Origin of the sequence: Gordonia polyisoprenivorans, from assembly GCF_017654315.1 — a bacterium.
Taxonomy (GTDB): Bacteria; Actinomycetota; Actinomycetes; order Mycobacteriales; family Mycobacteriaceae; genus Gordonia; species Gordonia polyisoprenivorans_A.
The window spans coordinates 4655150-4671943 of the sequence record NZ_CP072203.1; the positions used below are offsets into that span (position 1 = coordinate 4655150).

Annotated in this window: 13 protein-coding genes and 1 tRNA gene; 4 read left to right on the forward strand and 10 right to left on the reverse strand. The window is 67.3% G+C overall.

The window, feature by feature from the left end:
• Positions 1-294 precede the first annotated feature (294 nt).
• The 3 genes from J6U32_RS21120 to J6U32_RS21130 all read right to left on the reverse strand — a co-directional run bounded on the left by J6U32_RS21120 (position 295) and on the right by J6U32_RS21130 (position 5348).
• A complete protein-coding gene (locus J6U32_RS21120) occupies positions 295-2010 on the reverse strand; it encodes a phospho-sugar mutase (RefSeq protein ID WP_244332244.1) in 1716 nt (571 codons plus the stop codon).
• Between the two features lie 130 nt (positions 2011-2140).
• Positions 2141-2217, reverse strand: a tRNA-Met gene (locus J6U32_RS21125).
• A 110-nt stretch (positions 2218-2327) separates the two neighbouring features.
• Positions 2328-5348 carry a UPF0182 family protein gene (locus tag J6U32_RS21130; protein WP_208792007.1) on the reverse strand — a complete coding sequence of 1007 codons (3021 nt, stop codon included), beginning with the start codon at positions 5346-5348 and terminating at the stop codon, positions 2328-2330.
• A gap of 189 nt (positions 5349-5537) precedes the next feature.
• On the opposite strand from J6U32_RS21130, the gene J6U32_RS21135 reads away from it, so the two are divergent.
• Positions 5538-6125, forward strand: a complete 588-nt coding sequence (locus J6U32_RS21135; protein WP_244332246.1) for a PPA1309 family protein — start codon at positions 5538-5540, stop codon at positions 6123-6125.
• A gap of 74 nt (positions 6126-6199) precedes the next feature.
• On the opposite strand, the gene J6U32_RS21140 is transcribed toward J6U32_RS21135, so the two are convergent.
• Positions 6200-7249 (reverse strand): YlbL family protein, encoded by a 1050-nt coding sequence (locus J6U32_RS21140; RefSeq protein ID WP_208792009.1) that lies wholly within the window; start codon positions 7247-7249, stop codon positions 6200-6202.
• A gap of 141 nt (positions 7250-7390) precedes the next feature.
• Between J6U32_RS21140 and J6U32_RS21145 the strand changes: the two genes are divergently transcribed.
• The 3 genes from J6U32_RS21145 to J6U32_RS21155 all read left to right on the forward strand — a co-directional run bounded on the left by J6U32_RS21145 (position 7391) and on the right by J6U32_RS21155 (position 11305).
• Positions 7391-8860 (forward strand): zinc-dependent metalloprotease, encoded by a 1470-nt coding sequence (locus tag J6U32_RS21145; protein ID WP_079930529.1) that lies wholly within the window; start codon positions 7391-7393, stop codon positions 8858-8860.
• A gap of 93 nt (positions 8861-8953) precedes the next feature.
• Complete coding sequence (locus tag J6U32_RS21150) at positions 8954-9934, forward strand: hypothetical protein (protein ID WP_244332248.1); 981 nt, start codon at positions 8954-8956, stop codon at positions 9932-9934.
• 57 nt (positions 9935-9991) lie between these two features.
• Positions 9992-11305: an ABC1 kinase family protein gene (locus J6U32_RS21155; RefSeq protein WP_208792011.1), complete on the forward strand. Its 1314-nt coding sequence runs from the start codon at positions 9992-9994 to the stop codon at positions 11303-11305.
• A 53-nt stretch (positions 11306-11358) separates the two neighbouring features.
• Here J6U32_RS21155 and J6U32_RS21160 read toward each other — a convergent pair whose 3' ends face one another.
• The 6 genes from J6U32_RS21160 to J6U32_RS21185 form a co-directional block, all read right to left on the reverse strand.
• Positions 11359-11676 carry a WhiB family transcriptional regulator gene (locus J6U32_RS21160; protein WP_244332250.1) on the reverse strand — a complete coding sequence of 106 codons (318 nt, stop codon included), beginning with the start codon at positions 11674-11676 and terminating at the stop codon, positions 11359-11361.
• Between the two features lie 153 nt (positions 11677-11829).
• Positions 11830-12105 carry a hypothetical protein gene (locus J6U32_RS21165; protein ID WP_208792012.1) on the reverse strand — a complete coding sequence of 92 codons (276 nt, stop codon included), beginning with the start codon at positions 12103-12105 and terminating at the stop codon, positions 11830-11832.
• A gap of 118 nt (positions 12106-12223) precedes the next feature.
• Positions 12224-14341 (reverse strand): ATP-dependent DNA helicase UvrD2, encoded by a 2118-nt coding sequence (locus J6U32_RS21170; RefSeq protein WP_208796257.1) that lies wholly within the window; start codon positions 14339-14341, stop codon positions 12224-12226.
• 100 nt (positions 14342-14441) lie between these two features.
• Positions 14442-14714, reverse strand: a complete 273-nt coding sequence (locus J6U32_RS21175) for a mycoredoxin (RefSeq protein WP_006372925.1) — start codon at positions 14712-14714, stop codon at positions 14442-14444.
• 74 nt (positions 14715-14788) lie between these two features.
• Entirely contained in the window at positions 14789-15715 is a 927-nt protein-coding gene (gene nudC / locus J6U32_RS21180) for an NAD(+) diphosphatase (RefSeq protein WP_208792013.1), read from the reverse strand.
• A gap of 1 nt (position 15716) precedes the next feature.
• Positions 15717-16787: a potassium channel family protein gene (locus tag J6U32_RS21185; protein WP_208792014.1), complete on the reverse strand. Its 1071-nt coding sequence runs from the start codon at positions 16785-16787 to the stop codon at positions 15717-15719.
• Positions 16788-16794: the final 7 nt, after the last annotated feature.

Here is a 16794-nt window from a genome sequence, read left to right on the forward strand (position 1 = left end):
GCCCCCTCGTAGTACTGCGTTGCTGAATACAAAACGAACAATAGCACCGTACGGCATTAGTGCTCCGTATCCGGACGCCAGATCGGGCGTTTTCCGTCGAGTATCAATAAATAATTGTCACATGTAAAGAAAATCGAGATTTTTCCATCTTGGAACAACGCGTCGCCGATATTCCTTGATTATTCGGAGGTTTATGTCGTCTGATTATGCGACACGGAGAACGACTATCTCGGCACCCGATGCGCGGCGGGCGCGGCGACACCGCGGGTCCGGCCGCCGGCCTCGCCGTGCGGGTCAGAGCCCCAGCAGCGAGGTGAGTTCGGTGGCGACGTCGCCAAGGCGTGCCTGCGCCGTCGCCCGTGCCGCCCGCACCCCTGCGGTACGCACTTCGTCGGCCGAAATGACCACCTCGAGATAGCACTTGAGCTTGGGTTCGGTACCCGACGGCCGGACGATGACACGATCGTCGGCGGCGGTCCGGAACAGGAGGGCGTCGGTCGGCGGAAGGTCATCTCCACCACGTGCGAGATCGCGGAACTCGACGATCGCCTCCCCGGCCAGTCGGTCCGTCCGGGCCGACCGCAGCCTTGTCATCGTGGCCTCGATCACCGCGGGATTCTCCACGCGAACGCTGATGGCCGAGGTGCTGTGGAGCCCGTGCACATAAGCCAGATGGTCGAGCTGGTCCTCCAGAACCGCACCGGTAGCGGCGAGATCCTCGACCAGGGCGATCATGCGGACGGCAGCAGCGATTCCGTCCTTGTCGTGCACCGCGTCGGGGTCGGTGCAGTATCCGATCGCTTCCTCGTAGCCGAATCGCAGGCCGGGGGTGCGCGCGATCCACTTGAAGCCGGTGAGGGTCTGCGCGAATCGCAGACCATGCGCGGCGGCGATGCGGCCCAGCAGCCTGCTGGACACGATCGAACACGCCAGGGTGTCGCCAGGCAGGGAATCGTCGGCGGCGGCCTGCTCGCCGAGCAGCGCACCGATCTCGTCGCCGGACAGCTGCCGCCAGAGTCCGTCGCGGCTCGTCGCGACCGAACAGCGGTCGGCGTCGGGATCGAGCGCGATGACGACGTCGGCGTCGACCTCCCGGGCGTGGGCGATCGCGAGATCGATGGCGCCGGGTTCCTCCGGGTTCGGGAACGCCACGGTCGGGAAGTCCGGGTCCGGGAGGAACTGCGCCGGCACGGGGTGGACGTCGCGGATGCCGGCGGCCCGCAGGACCTGCATCGCCGTGGTGCCCCCGACGCCGTGCATCGCGGTCAGGACCACGCGAACCGGTGACAGCTCGGCACGCCGGCGAAGACCGGCCGTGCGGGCGATGTAGCCGCGCGGCAGCTCAGGATCGGCGTCGGTGATCCGGTCGTCGGAGCGCGGTATTTCGTCGGCCGCCGGACTGTCGGCGATCCGCGACGCGATCTCGGCGTCGGCCGGCGGCACGATCTGCACCCCCGCTCCGTCGGCGTCGGTCGCTCGTCCACCCAGGTACACCTTGTAGCCGTTGTCGGCGGGCGGATTATGTGACGCGGTGATCATGATCCCGGCGTCGGCGTCGAGCGCGCGCACCGCGTACGCCGTGATCGGCGTCGGCAACTGCTCGGGCAGGGCGATGGCGCGCAGGCCGGCGCCGGACAGTACCTGCAACGCGGCCATCCGGAATCGCGAAGAACCATGCCGCGCATCACAACCCACAACCACCGCGGCGTCGGGTCCGACGACCTCGAGCAGGTAGCGGGCGAGCCCGGCGGTGGCCCGGATGACGACGGCGGTGTTCATGCGGGATTCGCCCGCGCCCACCGCTGCACGCAGGCCCGCGGTGCCGAACTCGAGGGGACCGGCACACCGCGACCGCAACTCGGCGAGTGCCTCCGGATCGTGGGACCTCGCACCGGTGATGAGGGCGCCGAGTTCGGCCCGGGTGGCCGCGTCGGGGTCGTGTGCGCACCAGTGTGCGGCGCGGGCGATCAGTTCGCCGTCGGTGACCACGCCCTCGCTCACGCCACTCATCGCATCCTCTTGCTCGTCTGTGTGGACCCGAACGTATCAAGCCCGCGCCGCAATCGATGAGTGTCGATGGTGCAGGGCGCAGATGCGAATCGGCCCCCGACCGCTGATGCGATCGGGGGCCGAAACTCCGTGGTAGCGGGGACAGGATTTGAACCTGCGACCTCTGGGTTATGAGCCCAGCGAGCTACCGAGCTGCTCCACCCCGCGTTGGTGAACACCACGTTACAGGGTGGTTCGGCGCGGATGCAAATCGCCTCCACCCCGATACCTGCAGGTCGGAAAAACGTGTGACCACAACCACATTCGTGCTCTCCACGTCAGTTACCGCCACCGAGGGACTCGTATTGCGCTACTGCCTTGTTGAGCTGATCGAGCGCCTGACCGTACGCGGTGAAGTCGCCGCTGGACTGCGCTTGACGCAGCTTGTTGAGCGCATCACCGATCGCCGCGACGGCCGCATCCCGTTGCTGGGAGTTCCCCGACTGGCCCGTTTGACCGTTCCCCGTGGAGGGCTGGTTCGGTTGTGGCGTCGGCACGGTCGGTTGGTCGGCGCCGGCCTGATTGCCGCTGGGCTCGCCGTTGAGCGGTGCGGTCGCATCCTCCGGACTGATACCGACCTGAGCCAGCGCCTCGGCGACGGTGGCCGCGTAACCGACCTTCGGATTGCCCGCCGCGGCGTTGTAATACATCAGCACGCGGTGCAGCTTGGGGATACCGCCACCGTTGTTGGTCTGGGTGTACAGCGGCTGGACGTAGAGGATTCCGCCCCCGCCGACGGGAAGCGTCAGCAGGTTGCCGTAGGTCACCTTGGTGGTGCCCTCCAACTGTTTTCGGTCGCCGAGGACGGCGCCGTAGTTGTTCATGTTGTCCTGCGCCTGCTGCGGGCCGACACCGGACTGGCGATCGGTGGGCAGCACCTTCATGGTGATCTGGCCGTAGGAACCGGGGTCCGACGAGACCGTCATGTAGGAGGCGAGGTTGCGCTCGCGGAAGCCGGTGAACACCGTCGTCAGCTGGAATTGCGAGTCCGAACCGGTGCCGCCGCGCGGATTGCGCGCGGTGAAGTAGTAGGGCGGTTGGTTCAGCTGCCGATTGGCGTTGTCCTCGTTGCTCGGATCCGGGGGCACCGACCAGAAGTTGTTGTTCTGGAAGAACGCCGTCGGATCGGTCACGTGATATTTCGCGAGCAGTTCGCGCTGGATCTTGAACAGGTCCTCGGGATAGCGGACATGTGAGGCAAGACTGGTGTTCTTGTCGAATTCCGAGCGCGGTTGCACGGTCCCCGGGAACACCTTCATCCACGTCTTGAGCACCGGGTCGTTCTTGTCGAACTGGTACAGGGTGACCTTGCCGGTGTAGGCGTCGACGGTGGCCTTCACCGAGTTGCGCACGTAGGACACCTGCGTGTTCGCCTGGCTGCGCTGAGCCTGGTTGTTGATCAACTCCTGCGCGTCGGTGGTCGCGTCCTGCAACGACGTCTGCTGCGAATACGGATAGTTGTCGAGGGTGGTGTACCCGTCGACGATCCACTTGATCGAACCGTCGGCCATCACTGCGGGATAGGCCTTGGAATCGACGGTCAGCCACGGCGCGACCTGCTTGACGCGGTCGCGCGGGTCACGGTTGTAGAGAATCCGCGAGTTGCTGTTGATGGCGTCGGAGAGCAGGAAGTTGCGTTCGGTGTACTTGACCGCGTACATCGCCCGCACGAACCAATTGCTCAGCGAGACACCGGAATCAGAGGTGTAGGTGTAGGTCTTGTTGTCCTCGTCGTACTCCCGCGCACCACCGGAGGTGCCGACGATCGCGTAATCGGGCGAGACATTGGAGATCAGCTCGCCGAAGTAGATCCGCGGCTGGCTCACCTTGATCGGTGCGGTCGACGCATAGTTGGGATCACGGATGGTCTGCAGGTCGCTGACATAGAACACGGGAAGTCCCCCGCGGTCACTGCCCGACGTCGCGTCACCGGAAGCCTCGTCGACCTGATTGGCGGGCGCGGCGACGAAGCCGTTGCCGTGGGTGTAGACGGTGTGCTTGTTCAGCCAGTTCTGCTGCTGATCACCGTATTTCGTCGGGTCCAGTTCGCGGACGGCGACGATGAAGTCGCGTTCTTGACCGTCGACCTTGTACCGGTCGATGGCCAGCTGGGACGGGAAGCCGTAGAAGTTCTTGAGGAACTGACGCTGGTTGAACGTGGGGGCGATGACGTTGGGGTCTAGGATGCGGATGTTCGACAGGGTCGCCTCGTCGGCATTGACCGCCTCGGCACTCGGCGCGGTCGCGCCCCAATCGTTCTGGTAGTCCACGTTCTTGCCGGCGACGATGCCGTACGCCTGTGTCGTCGCCGCGATGTTGCGACTGATGTACTCGGCTTCCTTCTGCGCCGCATTCGGCTTGACCGAGAACTGCTCCATCGTCAGCGGCCATCCGACACCCATGACCAACGCCGCGAGCAACATCAGCACCGTGGCGATCGCGGGGATACGCAGATCCTTGAGAACGACACCGGCGAAGAACGCCAGAGCACAGATGATCGCGATCGCCATGAGGATCAGCTTCGACGGGAGCACCGCGTTGATGTCGGTGTAACTCGCACCGGAGAAGATCTCCTGCTTGCGATCACTGGAGAGCAGACTGTACCGATCGAACCAGTAGGCAGTTGCCTTGAGCAACAAGAAGATCCCGGCCAGGGCGGCGAGCTGGATTCTGGCCGACCCGGTCAACGATCCGCTGCCGCCGCCGAGACGGATGCCGCCGAAGACGTAGTGGGTGATCAGACTCGCCACGAAGGCGATGACGACGATGACGAACAGGAAGTTCAGGACGAAGGTGATGAACGGCAGCTTGAAGGCGTAGAAGCTGATGTCGATACCGAACTGGGGATCGGTCACCCCGAAATCGGTGCTGTGCAAGAAGGTCTGGACCGTCGCCCACGAACCCTGTGCGACGAGCCCGGAGAGCACACCGATGAGGACCGGCGGGATGATGGCGAACCAGCGAATCCGGCCCATCACCGCGGCGCGATAGCGCGCAAGCGGATCACCGGGTCCCGACGCGGGCACGAACACCGGACGCGACCGATAGGCGAACGCGATCGCGGCGAAGACGATGCCGCCGACGATCACCGCGGTGATCACGAACAGCAGGATTCGAGTCCACAGAATCGTCGAGAAGACCTCGGAGTAGCCCAAATCGGAGAACCACAACCAGTCGGTGACGAGGCCGACGATGCGCGGCCCGATCAGCAGGATGATCAGCAACGCAACCGCGATGCCGATGATGATCTTGCTCCTGCGCGACAGTGTCGGCAAACCTGCCGGCCCGCGAACGCCCACCTGACCCACTCTCCAAAGTTCTCAATCCGGACATGCGCCCGGCGACCGTCTGTGCCGCCCCTCCGGCGTGGCCACCCACTGTACTGGGCGGCGCGGGGTTCGGGCAGCGGGGCGATCCCGGCGCCGCGGTGTGGGTACTCGGGCGGTGCGGGCGCCGCGGTCGAAGGCCGTCCGGGCATGATGGACGCGATGTCCGACACGACCCGCCACTCCCCCGACGACCTCGGCCGTTCGCTACGCGAAGCGCTCGACTTCCTCGTGCCGAACGGACCCGATCACCTGCCTGCGGTCTTCGCGCTGGTTCCGACCCCGGTGCTGGCCCGGATGCACCCGGAACTCGTCGACCCCGACGACGACTCGACGTTGAGTCTGCTCGCCGAGGAGCCGCTTGCCCGACGCCCTGGCGACGATGGCGACACCGACGCGGTCGAACCGTACGCGGCGCTCGAGGAATTCCTCGCGACCGCGTCGTGGCCGGAAGCGGTGGTGGGGGCGGCGGTCGTCCTCGACATCGTCGTGCTGCCGCCCGAGGCCGGACTCGATCTGCCCGAGGCCGCCGGCGGCGCCGAGCCGGATGCACCCCGGTTGCGCTCGGCAGCCCGTGATCACCCCGATGCGCGGGCGGCCCGACTGGCTGTCGGCGCGTTGCGCGGTGGTGCGCGCCTGGCCCTGCTCGAGCTGGTACCCGACGATCCCGACGAGGCGCGCGAGTTGCGGACCCATCCCGATATGGCGGCAGATCTCCAGCAGGCGCTGGCCACGGCCCTCGACAGCTGACCCGCCGGGGGTCGCTCTCGCCGTCTGGGAAGAGCTGGCCGCCAGGGGCCTCGCGGCCGCCACTGATCACCGGATCAGCAGTGCGGCACCGGCTTACCCGCGGCGAGGGCATCGAGGGAGTCGACAGCGGAATCCAGCGACTCGACCTTGACCAGTTGCAGTCCGTCGGGGGCGTCACCGGCGGCCTCGGCGCAGTTCTGGTCGGGGACGAGGAAGACCGTCGCCCCGGCATCGCGTGCGGCGCGGGTCTTGTGCGTGATGCCGCCGATCGGTCCGACCTCGCCGTCGTCGGCGATGGTGCCGGTGCCGGCGATGAACTTGCCGTGGGTGAGTTGACCGGTGCCGAGACGATCGATCACCGCGAGGGTCAGCATCAACCCGGCCGACGGTCCGCCGATGTCGCCGACGTTGAATGTGATCTTGAGGTTCGGGTCGGCATTGCGCACCTCCGGGGTGACGCCGATGTAGGCCACGTTCTGCTCGCCGGGACGCGCAGCGGCCTTGACGGTGACCGTCTGGGTGGCCCCGCCGCGTCGGATCTCGAAGGCGATCTCATCGCCCGGCTTGTGCGCGCGCACCGCCTTCTGCAGGTCTTCGGTGGTCGCGACCTCGGTGCCGCCGACCTTCACGATCGCGTCGCCGGACCGGAGCACCGACGAGGCCGGCCCGTCCGGGGCGACGAGTGTGGCCACGAGCTCGGTGGGCCGATCGAGGTATCGCAACGCGGCCGCCTGGGCAGTGCTCTCCGAGTTGCTCATGTCCTCGACGTTTTGCTGATTGGTCTGCTCGGTGGTCTGGTTCGGTGGGAACACGGTCTCGCGCGGCTGTACCGAATACGTTCCCGACAGCCACATCCCGATCGTCTGGAACAGCGACAGTCCGTCGGTCACCGACACCGTCGTCAGGTTCAGGTTGCCGTCGGTGCGCTGCGTCGGCACTCCGCTGATGTCGACGACGGGCACCTCGCGGTTGTCGAGTTGGATGGTGCCCAGGGTGTTGACCGTGGGCCCGGGCCCGAGCGCGACGAACGGCACCTGAACGGTCGTTCCCACGACGACGAGTGCCAGCAGGATCAGCACGGTCACGGCCACGGTGACGATGCGACGGGAGGTAGGCCCCTTCATTCCGACCACCCTAGGACATGGGTCCGATCCGGCCGCCGCGCAGACCGCGACGCGTCGGCCGCGCAGCCGACCTGCGCGGACTACGCTCAAGGCGAAATCATCGAGGGGGTCGCGACGACGCGCTGGCGGTACCGTGGAGGCATGAGTGATTTGCCCTTCGGTTTCTCGTCCTCCGGTGACGACAGCGGCAAGGACGACCGCCGCAAGGACGACGGTCCGACCGGCAACGACGGCCCCGGTGGCGCCCAGAACCCGTTCGGAGCCCAAAACCCGTTCGGGTTTGCCCTCGGGGGTGAGGGATTCGACCCGTCGGCCGGTCTCGACCCGTCGGCGCTGGGCCAGATGTTCAGCCAACTCGGCAGCATGCTGAGCGGGATGGGGTCGTCGATGACCGGTCCGTCGGCCGGCGGACCGGTCAACTACCAGCTCGCCGCCAACCTCGCGCGTCAGCAGATCGGCAACTTCACGCCCGTCCTCGACAAGGAGACCTCGGCGGTCGCCGATGCGGTCCGCCTGGCCGAGGTGTGGCTCGACGATGTCACCACGCTGCCGGCCGGCATCAGCAAGCCGGTCGCATGGACGCCGGTGCAGTGGCTCGACGAAACCATGCCCACCTGGAAAGGTCTGTGCAATCCCGTTGCCGCGCAACTGGCCAAGACGTGGGAGCAGAATCTGCCCGCCGAGGCCGCGCAGTTCGCCGGACCGATGATGGGCATGATGACCCAGATGAGCGGCATGGCCTTCGGCACCCAGCTCGGTCAGGGTCTGGGGCAATTGGCCAAGGAGGTGTTGACCTCCACCGACATCGGGTTGCCCCTGGCGCCCGAGGGTGTTGGTGTGCTGTTGCCCGAGGCGATCGCGACCTTCGCCGACGGCCTCGATCTCCCCGCCCAGGAGATCATCGTGTTCCTCGCCGCACGCGAGGCCGCGCACATGCGGCTGTTCACCCACGTGCCGTGGCTACGCCAGCGCCTGCTGGCCACCGTGGAGGAGTACGCGCGGGGAATCAGCATCGACTTCTCCGGAATCACCGACGCGACCGCGGGGATCGATCCCACCGAGTTGTTCTCCGATCCGTCCAAGCTCGAGGAACTGATCAGCTCCTCGACGTCGTTCGAACCGACCACCACCCCCGAACAGAAGGCCGCACTCGAACGCCTCGAGACACTGCTCGCCCTCATCGAAGGTTGGGTGGAAAACGTTGTCACCCAAGCACTCTCCGATCGCATCCCCAGTACCGCCGCCCTGACCGAGACGATGCGCCGCAGGCGGGCCAGCGGTGGTCCGGCCGAGCAGACCTTCGCCACCCTCGTCGGCCTCGAACTGCGCCCCCGCAAGTTGCGCGAGGCAGCCGCATTGTGGCGATCGCTGCTCGAGGCGTCCGACGTGGCCACCCGCGACAAGGTGTGGGAGCACCCCGACCTGCTGCCCGACGGCACCGATCTCGATGCTCCGGCGGCCTTCATCGACCGGGTGATCGGCGGCGACACCTCCGACATCGATTCGGCGATCGCCGAACTCGAGAAGTCGCTCGCCGCAGAGGCCGGGGACGAGAAAGCCAAGGACGTCAATCCCGACGACAAGTCCGAGGGCGGCGACGACAAGTCCTGACCTCACGTCGATGGTCGTGACAGCCGGGGCGGCGCCCACCGCCTGTGGATAACGCCGTGGGCGCTCGGTGCCGCCGGTGGCATGGTGATCGACATGACAGCGGCCGCCGCGACATCTGATCCCGCCACTCCCGATGCCGGGACGTCCTGGCCGGCGACCGGCTCGCGAGTACCGACGGGCATGCCGGTCCTCGCCGACGGAACGGCGGTCCTGATCCGGCCCGGCAACCGGGTACACATCGGCGCAGACCCACACACCGCGTTGGTGCTCGAACTGCCCGCACGGGTCTCCGGCCGAGCGGTGGCCGACCTGTTGGCGTCCCTGTCCGGTCCGCGCACCCGCGGCGAGGTGTTCTCCGATCTCGTCGACACCGGGCTCACCCGATCCGAACTCGACGCGATCCTCGACCGCCTCGTCGCCGCGGGAAAGGCCCTCCGCCCGCCGTACGCGCGACGGGTCGGTGCGCTGCGCATTCGTGTGCACGGCTCCGGGCCGCTGAGCACGCTGTTGTCGGCGTCGCTGACCGACGCCGGCTACAGCGTCACACGCAGCGTCCGCCGGCCCACCCCGACCGCACCGGGGTCGGCGCAGATGTCACCGATCGCGCTGCCCAATCTGGTCGTCCTGACCGACCACGTCGTGCACGAGCCGTGGATGGTCGAACGTCTGATGCGCGTCGGCACCCCGCACCTGCAGGTCCGGTTGCGCGACGGAAGCGGGCTGCTCGGTCCTCTGGTGCTGCCCGGCCTGTCGAGCTGCCTGAACTGCGCCGACCGTCACCGCGCCGACCGCGATCCGGCATGGCCGTTGCTCGCGGCGCAACTCGCCGGGACAAGCGGGCACTCCTCGGCGTCGATCGCCCGTGCCACCGCCGCGCTCGCCCACGAGCAGGTCGATCATCTCGCTGCGGCCCTCGCGCCGAGCCCCGACGCCGAGGCCCGTGCCGTACCGCCCGATCCCCCGCACCTGGTGAACCGGATCCTGCAACTACACCCGGCGCCGCTGCGCATCGAGAGCACCACCTGGTTGCCGCATCCGCTGTGCGGTTGCCACGAGATCGCCACGCTGACGTGAGGCGCGGCCCGGGGAACACCTCGCCGGTCCTCTATCCTGAGGAGGGGAAAGGAAGCTATGACCGACATCACGCGGGGGCAAGGTCGCCGTAACGCCAAACTCGTCTCGCTGCCCATCGGTATGGCCGGGCGCGCCGCTGCCGGGTTCGGCAAACGGATGGCCGGCCGGGACAAGGACGAGGTCAACCAGGAGCTGCTGGAGAAGTCCGCCGAGCAACTGTTCGCGGTTCTCGGGGAGCTCAAGGGTGGGGCCATGAAGGTCGGCCAGGCCATGTCCATCATGGAGGCGGCGATCCCGGACGAGTTCGGTGAACCGTTCCGCGAGGCCCTCACCAAGTTGCAGGCCGAGGCGCCGCCGCTGTCGGCGTCGAAGGTTCATCGGGTGCTCGATCAACAGCTCGGCACGAAGTGGCGATCGCGATTCCGGGAGTTCTCCGACGAGCCCGCGGCCGCGGCCAGCATCGGTCAGGTGCACCGCGCGGTGTGGTCCGACGGGCGTGACGTTGCCGTCAAGATCCAATACCCGGGTGCCGACCACGCACTCAAGGCCGACCTGAAGACGTTGTCCCGGATGTCGGGGCTGATGCAGAAGCTCTCCCCCGGCACCGACGTGAAATCGATGATGGACGAGCTCATCGACCGCACCGAGGCCGAACTCGATTACCTCGGCGAGGCCGACAACCAGCGCGCGTTCGCCAAGGCCTTCGACGGCGATCGGGACTTCGTGGTGCCCAAGGTCGTGGCGAGCTCACCCAAGGTCATCGTCTCCGAATGGCTCAACGGCACACCACTGTCGAAGATCATCACCAACGGCGACAAGGCAACTCGCGACCGTGCCGCGGCGCTGATGTCGACCTTCGAGGTGTCCTCACCGTTCCGCGTGGGCCTGCTGCACGGCGACCCCCACCCCGGAAACTTCTTCATCACCGACGACGGACGTTTCGGGGCACTGGATTTCGGCGCGGTCGGCCACTACCCGAACGGTCTGCCACCGGAGACCGGCCCGATCCTGCGTCTCGCGCGCGAGAAGGAATACGACGAACTCAAGGAACACATGGTGGCGGCGGGATTCATCCTGCGCTCCCAGGTCGACAAGGTCTCACCGACCGACCTGCAGGCGTATCTGCGTCCGTACGTGGATCCGCTGTACTCCGAGTCGTTCCATTTCACCCGAAAGTGGTTGCAGCGCGCGGCCGGTCACGCGACCGACGTACGCGGCGAGGTGTACAAGACCTCACGGCACCTCAACGTCCCCAAGCACTATGTGATGGTGTTCCGCGTGCTCGCCGGATGCGTCGGCATCGCCGCACAGCTCGACGCCGAGGCGCCATACCGGGCGATCATGGAGAAGTGGGTGCCGGGCCTGGCCTGACAACGAAACCGGCCGTCCCCGAAAAACTTTCGTCGGGAACGGCCGGTTCACGTTCAGGCCGCATTCTTGCGCGGGCGGCCACGGGGACGCTTGCGCGCCACCACGACACCGCGATCGAAGATCTCGCCGCCCCACACACCCCACGGTTCGGCCCGCTCGAGGGCCGCGGCCAGGCAGGCCTCCCGCAACGGGCACTCGGCACACATTGCCTTGGCCCGCTCGAGGTCACGGGGATCCTCGGCGAACCAGAGGTCGGCGTCGGTCATCTGGCAGGGAAGGTCGGTCTGCCCGAGAGCCGGGGCGGACGCGATGCCGACCGCGTCGAAGCGATCGGCGGGCATACAGGACTCGAGAACGCAGTCGGTCGTCATTGTTGTCTCCACCTCTATTCGGATTCTTCGGATGTTCTCGACCCGAGCCGTTGGTGGAGCCCTGCCGCACATCGACGAGATGGGTGGGAGGTCAACCAAAAAGGGCCACGGGTTCGCTTTCGCGATTCGCCCGTGGCCGCCGTTCCGACGCTGTCAGCGTCTGAATACGAGGTTCTGCACGGGGAACCGCTTGTCGGCTCGTGCTGCCGCTACCGCGGGAGCCGGAAATCCGACGGGCTGCGCCAGAGCGACGGCGCCGCCACGGTGATCGGTGGCATGGCCACATTCGTCGAGCCAGGAGCGGTAGCGAGGGGCGACGGTCCGACGGGACATGGCGATGCCGCTGTCGAAGACGGCGATGCCGCTGTCGATCACCGGTGCCGACGCTGCTTGCGTCGACTCGGCGGCGCCGAGAATGATTGCGTTCACTGATCCGCTCCTTTCTGGTCTCGTGTGGCCACGCAGGTGACCGGTGCCGACACGACACACAGCCGTCCCCGTGCTGATGTGTCCACCAGCCTAAGGGCCGACGCGTAGATCGCACAACCTATTTTTGACCTGCGGTTTTCACGATGTCGATGACGTCGGGTCCGTACTTGTCGAGCTTGCTCGCGCCGATCCCCGAGATCGACACCAGTGCCTGCTCGTCGGTGGGATGCTGCTCGGCGATGGCGAGCAGGGTCTTGTCGGAGAACACCACGTAGGGCGGAACCGCGTCGTCCTTGGCACGTTGTCTGCGCCACTCCTTGAGCGCGACCAGCAGATCCTCGTCGAGATCGGACGGGCAGCTCTCGCATCTGCCGAGCAGCGTCGCCGTCGCGTCGATCAGTTTCGACCCACAAACCCGGCAGGTGGGGCCGCGTTTGGGTTTGCGTTCGGGCGCGATCCGCGACGCCGGCGAATCGTCTGGGATCAGGCCGGACAGGAACCGTGATCGCCGGCGGGAGCGGCCACCCTCGTTGCGTGCGGCCGCCCACGACACCTGCAGGTGCTCCCGGGCACGGGTGATCCCCACGTAGAACAGGCGCCGCTCCTCCTCGACCTCGTCGGGAGAGCCCTTGATGGCCTGGCTGATGGGCAACGATCCCTCGGTCAGGCCGACCAGGAACACCGCATCCCACTCGAGTCCCTTGGCTGCGTGCAGCGATGACAGTGTCACGCCCTGCACGGTCGGTGGGTGCCGCGCCTGCGCGCGCGTCCGCAGCTCTGCGGCGAGTTGGGGCAGCGTCAGGTCGGGGGTTTCATGAACCATGTCCTCGGTGAGCTCGGCGAGCGCCCGCAGCGATTGCCACCGCGCCTTGGCCTGCGCCCCCGTGGGTTCGGTGTCGTCGAGGCCGAGTTCACGCAGTACTGCGGTCACCGCGGTGGTCACGTCGACGTCCTCACGCAGTCCACGTTCGGCGACGGTGTCGAGGCGACGCATCGCCTGCCGCACCTCGGTGCGGGTGAAGAACGCCTCGCCGCCGCGCACCTGGTACGGAATGCCCTGCTCGGTCAACGCTTGTTCGTGATTCTCCGACTGGGCATTGACGCGGTAGAGGATCGCGATCTCCGACGCCGACACACCATCGTTGATGAGCCGCTTGATCCGCTTGGCGACCGCGGCGGCCTCGGCCGGCTCGTCGGGGTAGTCGACGAAGCGGGGCGCCGGGCCGCGCGCACGCTGGCCGACGAGTTCGAGCCGGGTACCGGCGATCCGGCCGTGCGCGGCACCGATCACCCGATTGGCCAGGCTCACCACCTCGGGGGTGGACCGGTAGTCGCGGACCAGGCGCACCATGGTCGCGTCCGGGAAACGCCGGGGAAAGTCGAGCAGGTAGTCGGCCTTGGCGCCGGTGAAGGTGTAGATGGTCTGGTTGGCGTCACCGACGACCGTCAGGTCGTCGCGTTCGCCGAGCCACGCGTCGAGCAGGCCCTGCTGCACGGGCGTGACGTCCTGGTATTCGTCGACGACGAAACACCGGTATCGCGAGCGGAACTCCTCGGCCACGGCGGGATCGACGTCGATCATCTGGGTCATGTAGATGAGCAGATCGTCGAAGTCGAGCAGACGATCCCCCTCCGGCGACACCTTGGCGTCCTCGTAAGCTGCGTAGACCTCGGCCACCTTCTCCGGCGCCGCCGGGGACTCGCGCATCAGCCGCGTCGCCGCCGCGACATAGCCTTCCGGCCCGATCACCGACGCCTTGGCCCACTCGATCTCCGAGAGCAGATCGCGCACCGTGTCGGTGGACGTACCGAGCCCCGACCGCCGCGCCGCGCGCGCCATCAACGGGAACTTGTTGTCCAGCAATTCCCATGACGCGTTGCCGAACACCCGCGGCCAGAAGAACCGGAGTTGCCGCAACGACGCGGCGTGAAAGGTCTGCGCCGACACCGACGGACCGGACGCACCGATTCCCAAGGAACGCAATCGGGTACGCATCTCCCCCGCCGCGCGTGCGGTGAAGGTGACGGCGAGCACCTGTGACGGATTGACCTGCCCGGTGTCGATGAGATGCGCGATCCGACGGGTGATGGTGCGGGTCTTGCCGGTGCCCGCACCGGCGAGCACGCACACCGGACCGCGCGGGGCGAGTACCGCCTCACGCTGTTCGGGATCGAGTCCGTCGAGAATGCCGCGATCGCGCGACGAGGATGTCCCCTCCTCCGGTCGGGCGGACATCTCGGCACCCTTCTGCGTGGAACGTTGCGGCACGCCTTCCACTATGTCAGCCGCCCCCGACACCGTCGTGGGACGCTCCACAGGGACGTCGTGCAGGCACTCAGACGCCCAGCTTGGCCCGCACCTCGGCGATGCTGGGGTTGGTGGCGGTGGACCCGTCGGCGTAGAGCACGGTGGGGACGACGTGATTGCCGCCGTTGACACTGCCGACGAATTCGGCGGCCTCTGGGTGGGCCTCGATGTCGATCTCGTTCCACTCGATCCCGGCGCTGCGCAAGCCGGTCTTGAGTCGTGCACAGAAGCCGCACCAGCTGGTGGTGTACATGGTCAGCTGATCGGTCGGGGTTGCCGTTGCCTCACTCATGGCACCCATAACATCATCGGACGGCAGGCTGTTCCGCGCGGCGCGCGGTGATGCTCGCCACCGCGCGCTTCGCGCCGGTGCGTTCAGGGCGTCGCGTGCGCCCAGGTCGTGATCAGTGCGTGGGCGATGGAGATCGACCCGGGCAACAGCAACCGGGGGCCGTCGGCGTCGGGTTCGGGATCGTCGCGCTGCCATTCGTCACCGCGGGCAAGTGCCTCGAGCACCTCGTCCCGGTGGAACCACACCGCGTCACCGATCTCGCCGTCGAGGAAGCGCAGCGGCTCGCTCGGATCGCCGACCGCGGCGAAGCCGAGCATCAACGACCGCGGGAACGGCCACGGCTGGCTGCCGAGGTACCGCGGATCGGTGACGGTGATCCCGACTTCCTCGTGCACTTCGCGGATCACGCACTGCTCCAACGATTCCCCGGGTTCGACGAAGCCCGCCAACGTGGAATACCAGCGCGCGGGCCACACGGCCTGACGGCCCAGCAGGATCTGGTCGGCGCCATCGTGCACCACGGTGATGATCGCCGGGTCGGTCCGCGGGAACTCGTCCTCTCCGGTCTCGACGTGTCGACGGACCCAGCCACCGCGGGCCGGGCGGGTCGCACCGCCGTCGACCGGCGAGAATTGTGCTCGCGCATGCCAATTCAGGATTCCCAAGGCGGTTGCGAGCAGGCCCGCCTCGTCGGCGGAGAGCCGGGCCGCCCCGCGCCGCGCGTCGGCGGTGCGGCCGTCGAGGGTCTCCACGCGCAGCGCCCACAGATCGACGTCGATGTGGGCAAGGAAAACCGCATCCTGCGGCGGGGTGTCGGCGATCTCGACCGCCGGGCGCCACCGCAGGGCGCGTTCCTCGGTCACCGGGTAGCGCCCGGCCGGGTCGATCAGGAGAACCCTGGCGGTGGACCATCCCGACGCCATCCGCGACGGATCATCGCGGATCTCGTCGGCGCGGTCGAAGGTGCCGCGGGACAGCAGCGGCGGCTGGTCGAAAACGAAGGCGCCCATGTCAGTCCGCCGGTCCCTTCCGCACGTAGAGCAATCGGTCGCCGGCTTCGATCTGCTCCACCTCACTGTCATCGACCCGGTGGAGCACACCACCACGAACCACGCCGAGCACGATGTCACGGGTGTGTGCCGGGGAGCCGCCGGTCTCGGTCGGGTCGACCTCGCGCTCGGCGATCGCATACCCGGCGTCGGGGGTCAGCAGATCCTCGATCACCTCCACCACCGACGGCGTCATGGTGGCGATGCCGAGCAGCCGGCCCGCGGTCTCCGACGACACCACCACGGAGTTGGCGCCCGACTGGCGCATCAGATGGGTGTTCTCCGATTCGCGGATGCTCGCGACGATCTTGGCCCGCGGATTGAGTTCCCGGGCGGTCAGCGTGGCGAGCACCGCCGTGTCGTCACGGTTGGTCGCGACCACGATGCTCGCGGCGTGCGCCACGCCGGCGAGCCGCAGGATGTCGGACTTGGTGGCGTCACCGCGCACCGTGACCAGACCGTCGGATTCGGCGGCCTCGAGCACCGTCGGGTCGGAGTCGACGATGACGATGTCGGCGGGCTTGATGCCGTCGCCGATCATCGCGTCGACCGCGGTACGGCCCTTGGTGCCGTAGCCGATGACCACAGAGTGATTGCGCAAGTTGTTCCTCCAGCGCTGGATCTTGAGGGCCTGACGCGAGCGTTCGGTGAGCACCTCGAGTGTGGTGCCGATGAGCACGATCAGGAACAGCACCCGCAACGGGGTGATGATGAGCAGGTTGAGCAATCGCGCCGACGGGGTCAGCGGGGTGATGTCGCCGTAACCGGTCGTCGACAGCGTCACCGCCGAGTAATACAGGGCGTCGAGAAACGACAGCGGGTTCTCCTGCACATCGCGATATCCGTCGCGATCGAGGTAGACCAGCACCGCGGTGAAGAACAGTGCGATGACCGCGAACACCACGCGTTTGCCGATGGCGCGGCCCGGGCTCTGCTGGAGTTCGGGTATGCGAACGACCCCGACGAGGGCGTAGTCGGGCCCCTCGGAGAGATCCTCGCCCCGAAACCGACGCCGGAATCCGCGCGATCTCATCGCCGGC

Bases quoted from the DNA above. Each gene is read 5' to 3' on its own strand.
- nudC (WP_208792013.1), bottom strand. From the start codon at position 15,715: ATGGGCGCCTTCGTTTTCGACCAGCCGCCGCTGCTGTCCCGCGGCACC.
- J6U32_RS21140 (WP_208792009.1), bottom strand. From the start codon at position 7,249: ATGAAGGGGCCTACCTCCCGTCGCATCGTCACCGTGGCCGTGACCGTG.
- J6U32_RS21155 (WP_208792011.1), top strand. From the start codon at position 9,992: ATGACCGACATCACGCGGGGGCAAGGTCGCCGTAACGCCAAACTCGTC.
- J6U32_RS21175 (WP_006372925.1), bottom strand. From the start codon at position 14,714: ATGGGTGCCATGAGTGAGGCAACGGCAACCCCGACCGATCAGCTGACC.
- J6U32_RS21185 (WP_208792014.1), bottom strand. From the start codon at position 16,787: ATGAGATCGCGCGGATTCCGGCGTCGGTTTCGGGGCGAGGATCTCTCC.
- J6U32_RS21160 (WP_244332250.1), bottom strand. From the start codon at position 11,676: ATGACGACCGACTGCGTTCTCGAGTCCTGTATGCCCGCCGATCGCTTC.
- J6U32_RS21135 (WP_244332246.1), top strand. From the start codon at position 5,538: ATGTCCGACACGACCCGCCACTCCCCCGACGACCTCGGCCGTTCGCTA.
- J6U32_RS21145 (WP_079930529.1), top strand. From the start codon at position 7,391: ATGAGTGATTTGCCCTTCGGTTTCTCGTCCTCCGGTGACGACAGCGGC.
- J6U32_RS21120 (WP_244332244.1), bottom strand. From the start codon at position 2,010: ATGAGTGGCGTGAGCGAGGGCGTGGTCACCGACGGCGAACTGATCGCC.
- J6U32_RS21170 (WP_208796257.1), bottom strand. From the start codon at position 14,341: ATGTCCGCCCGACCGGAGGAGGGGACATCCTCGTCGCGCGATCGCGGC.
- J6U32_RS21150 (WP_244332248.1), top strand. From the start codon at position 8,954: ATGACAGCGGCCGCCGCGACATCTGATCCCGCCACTCCCGATGCCGGG.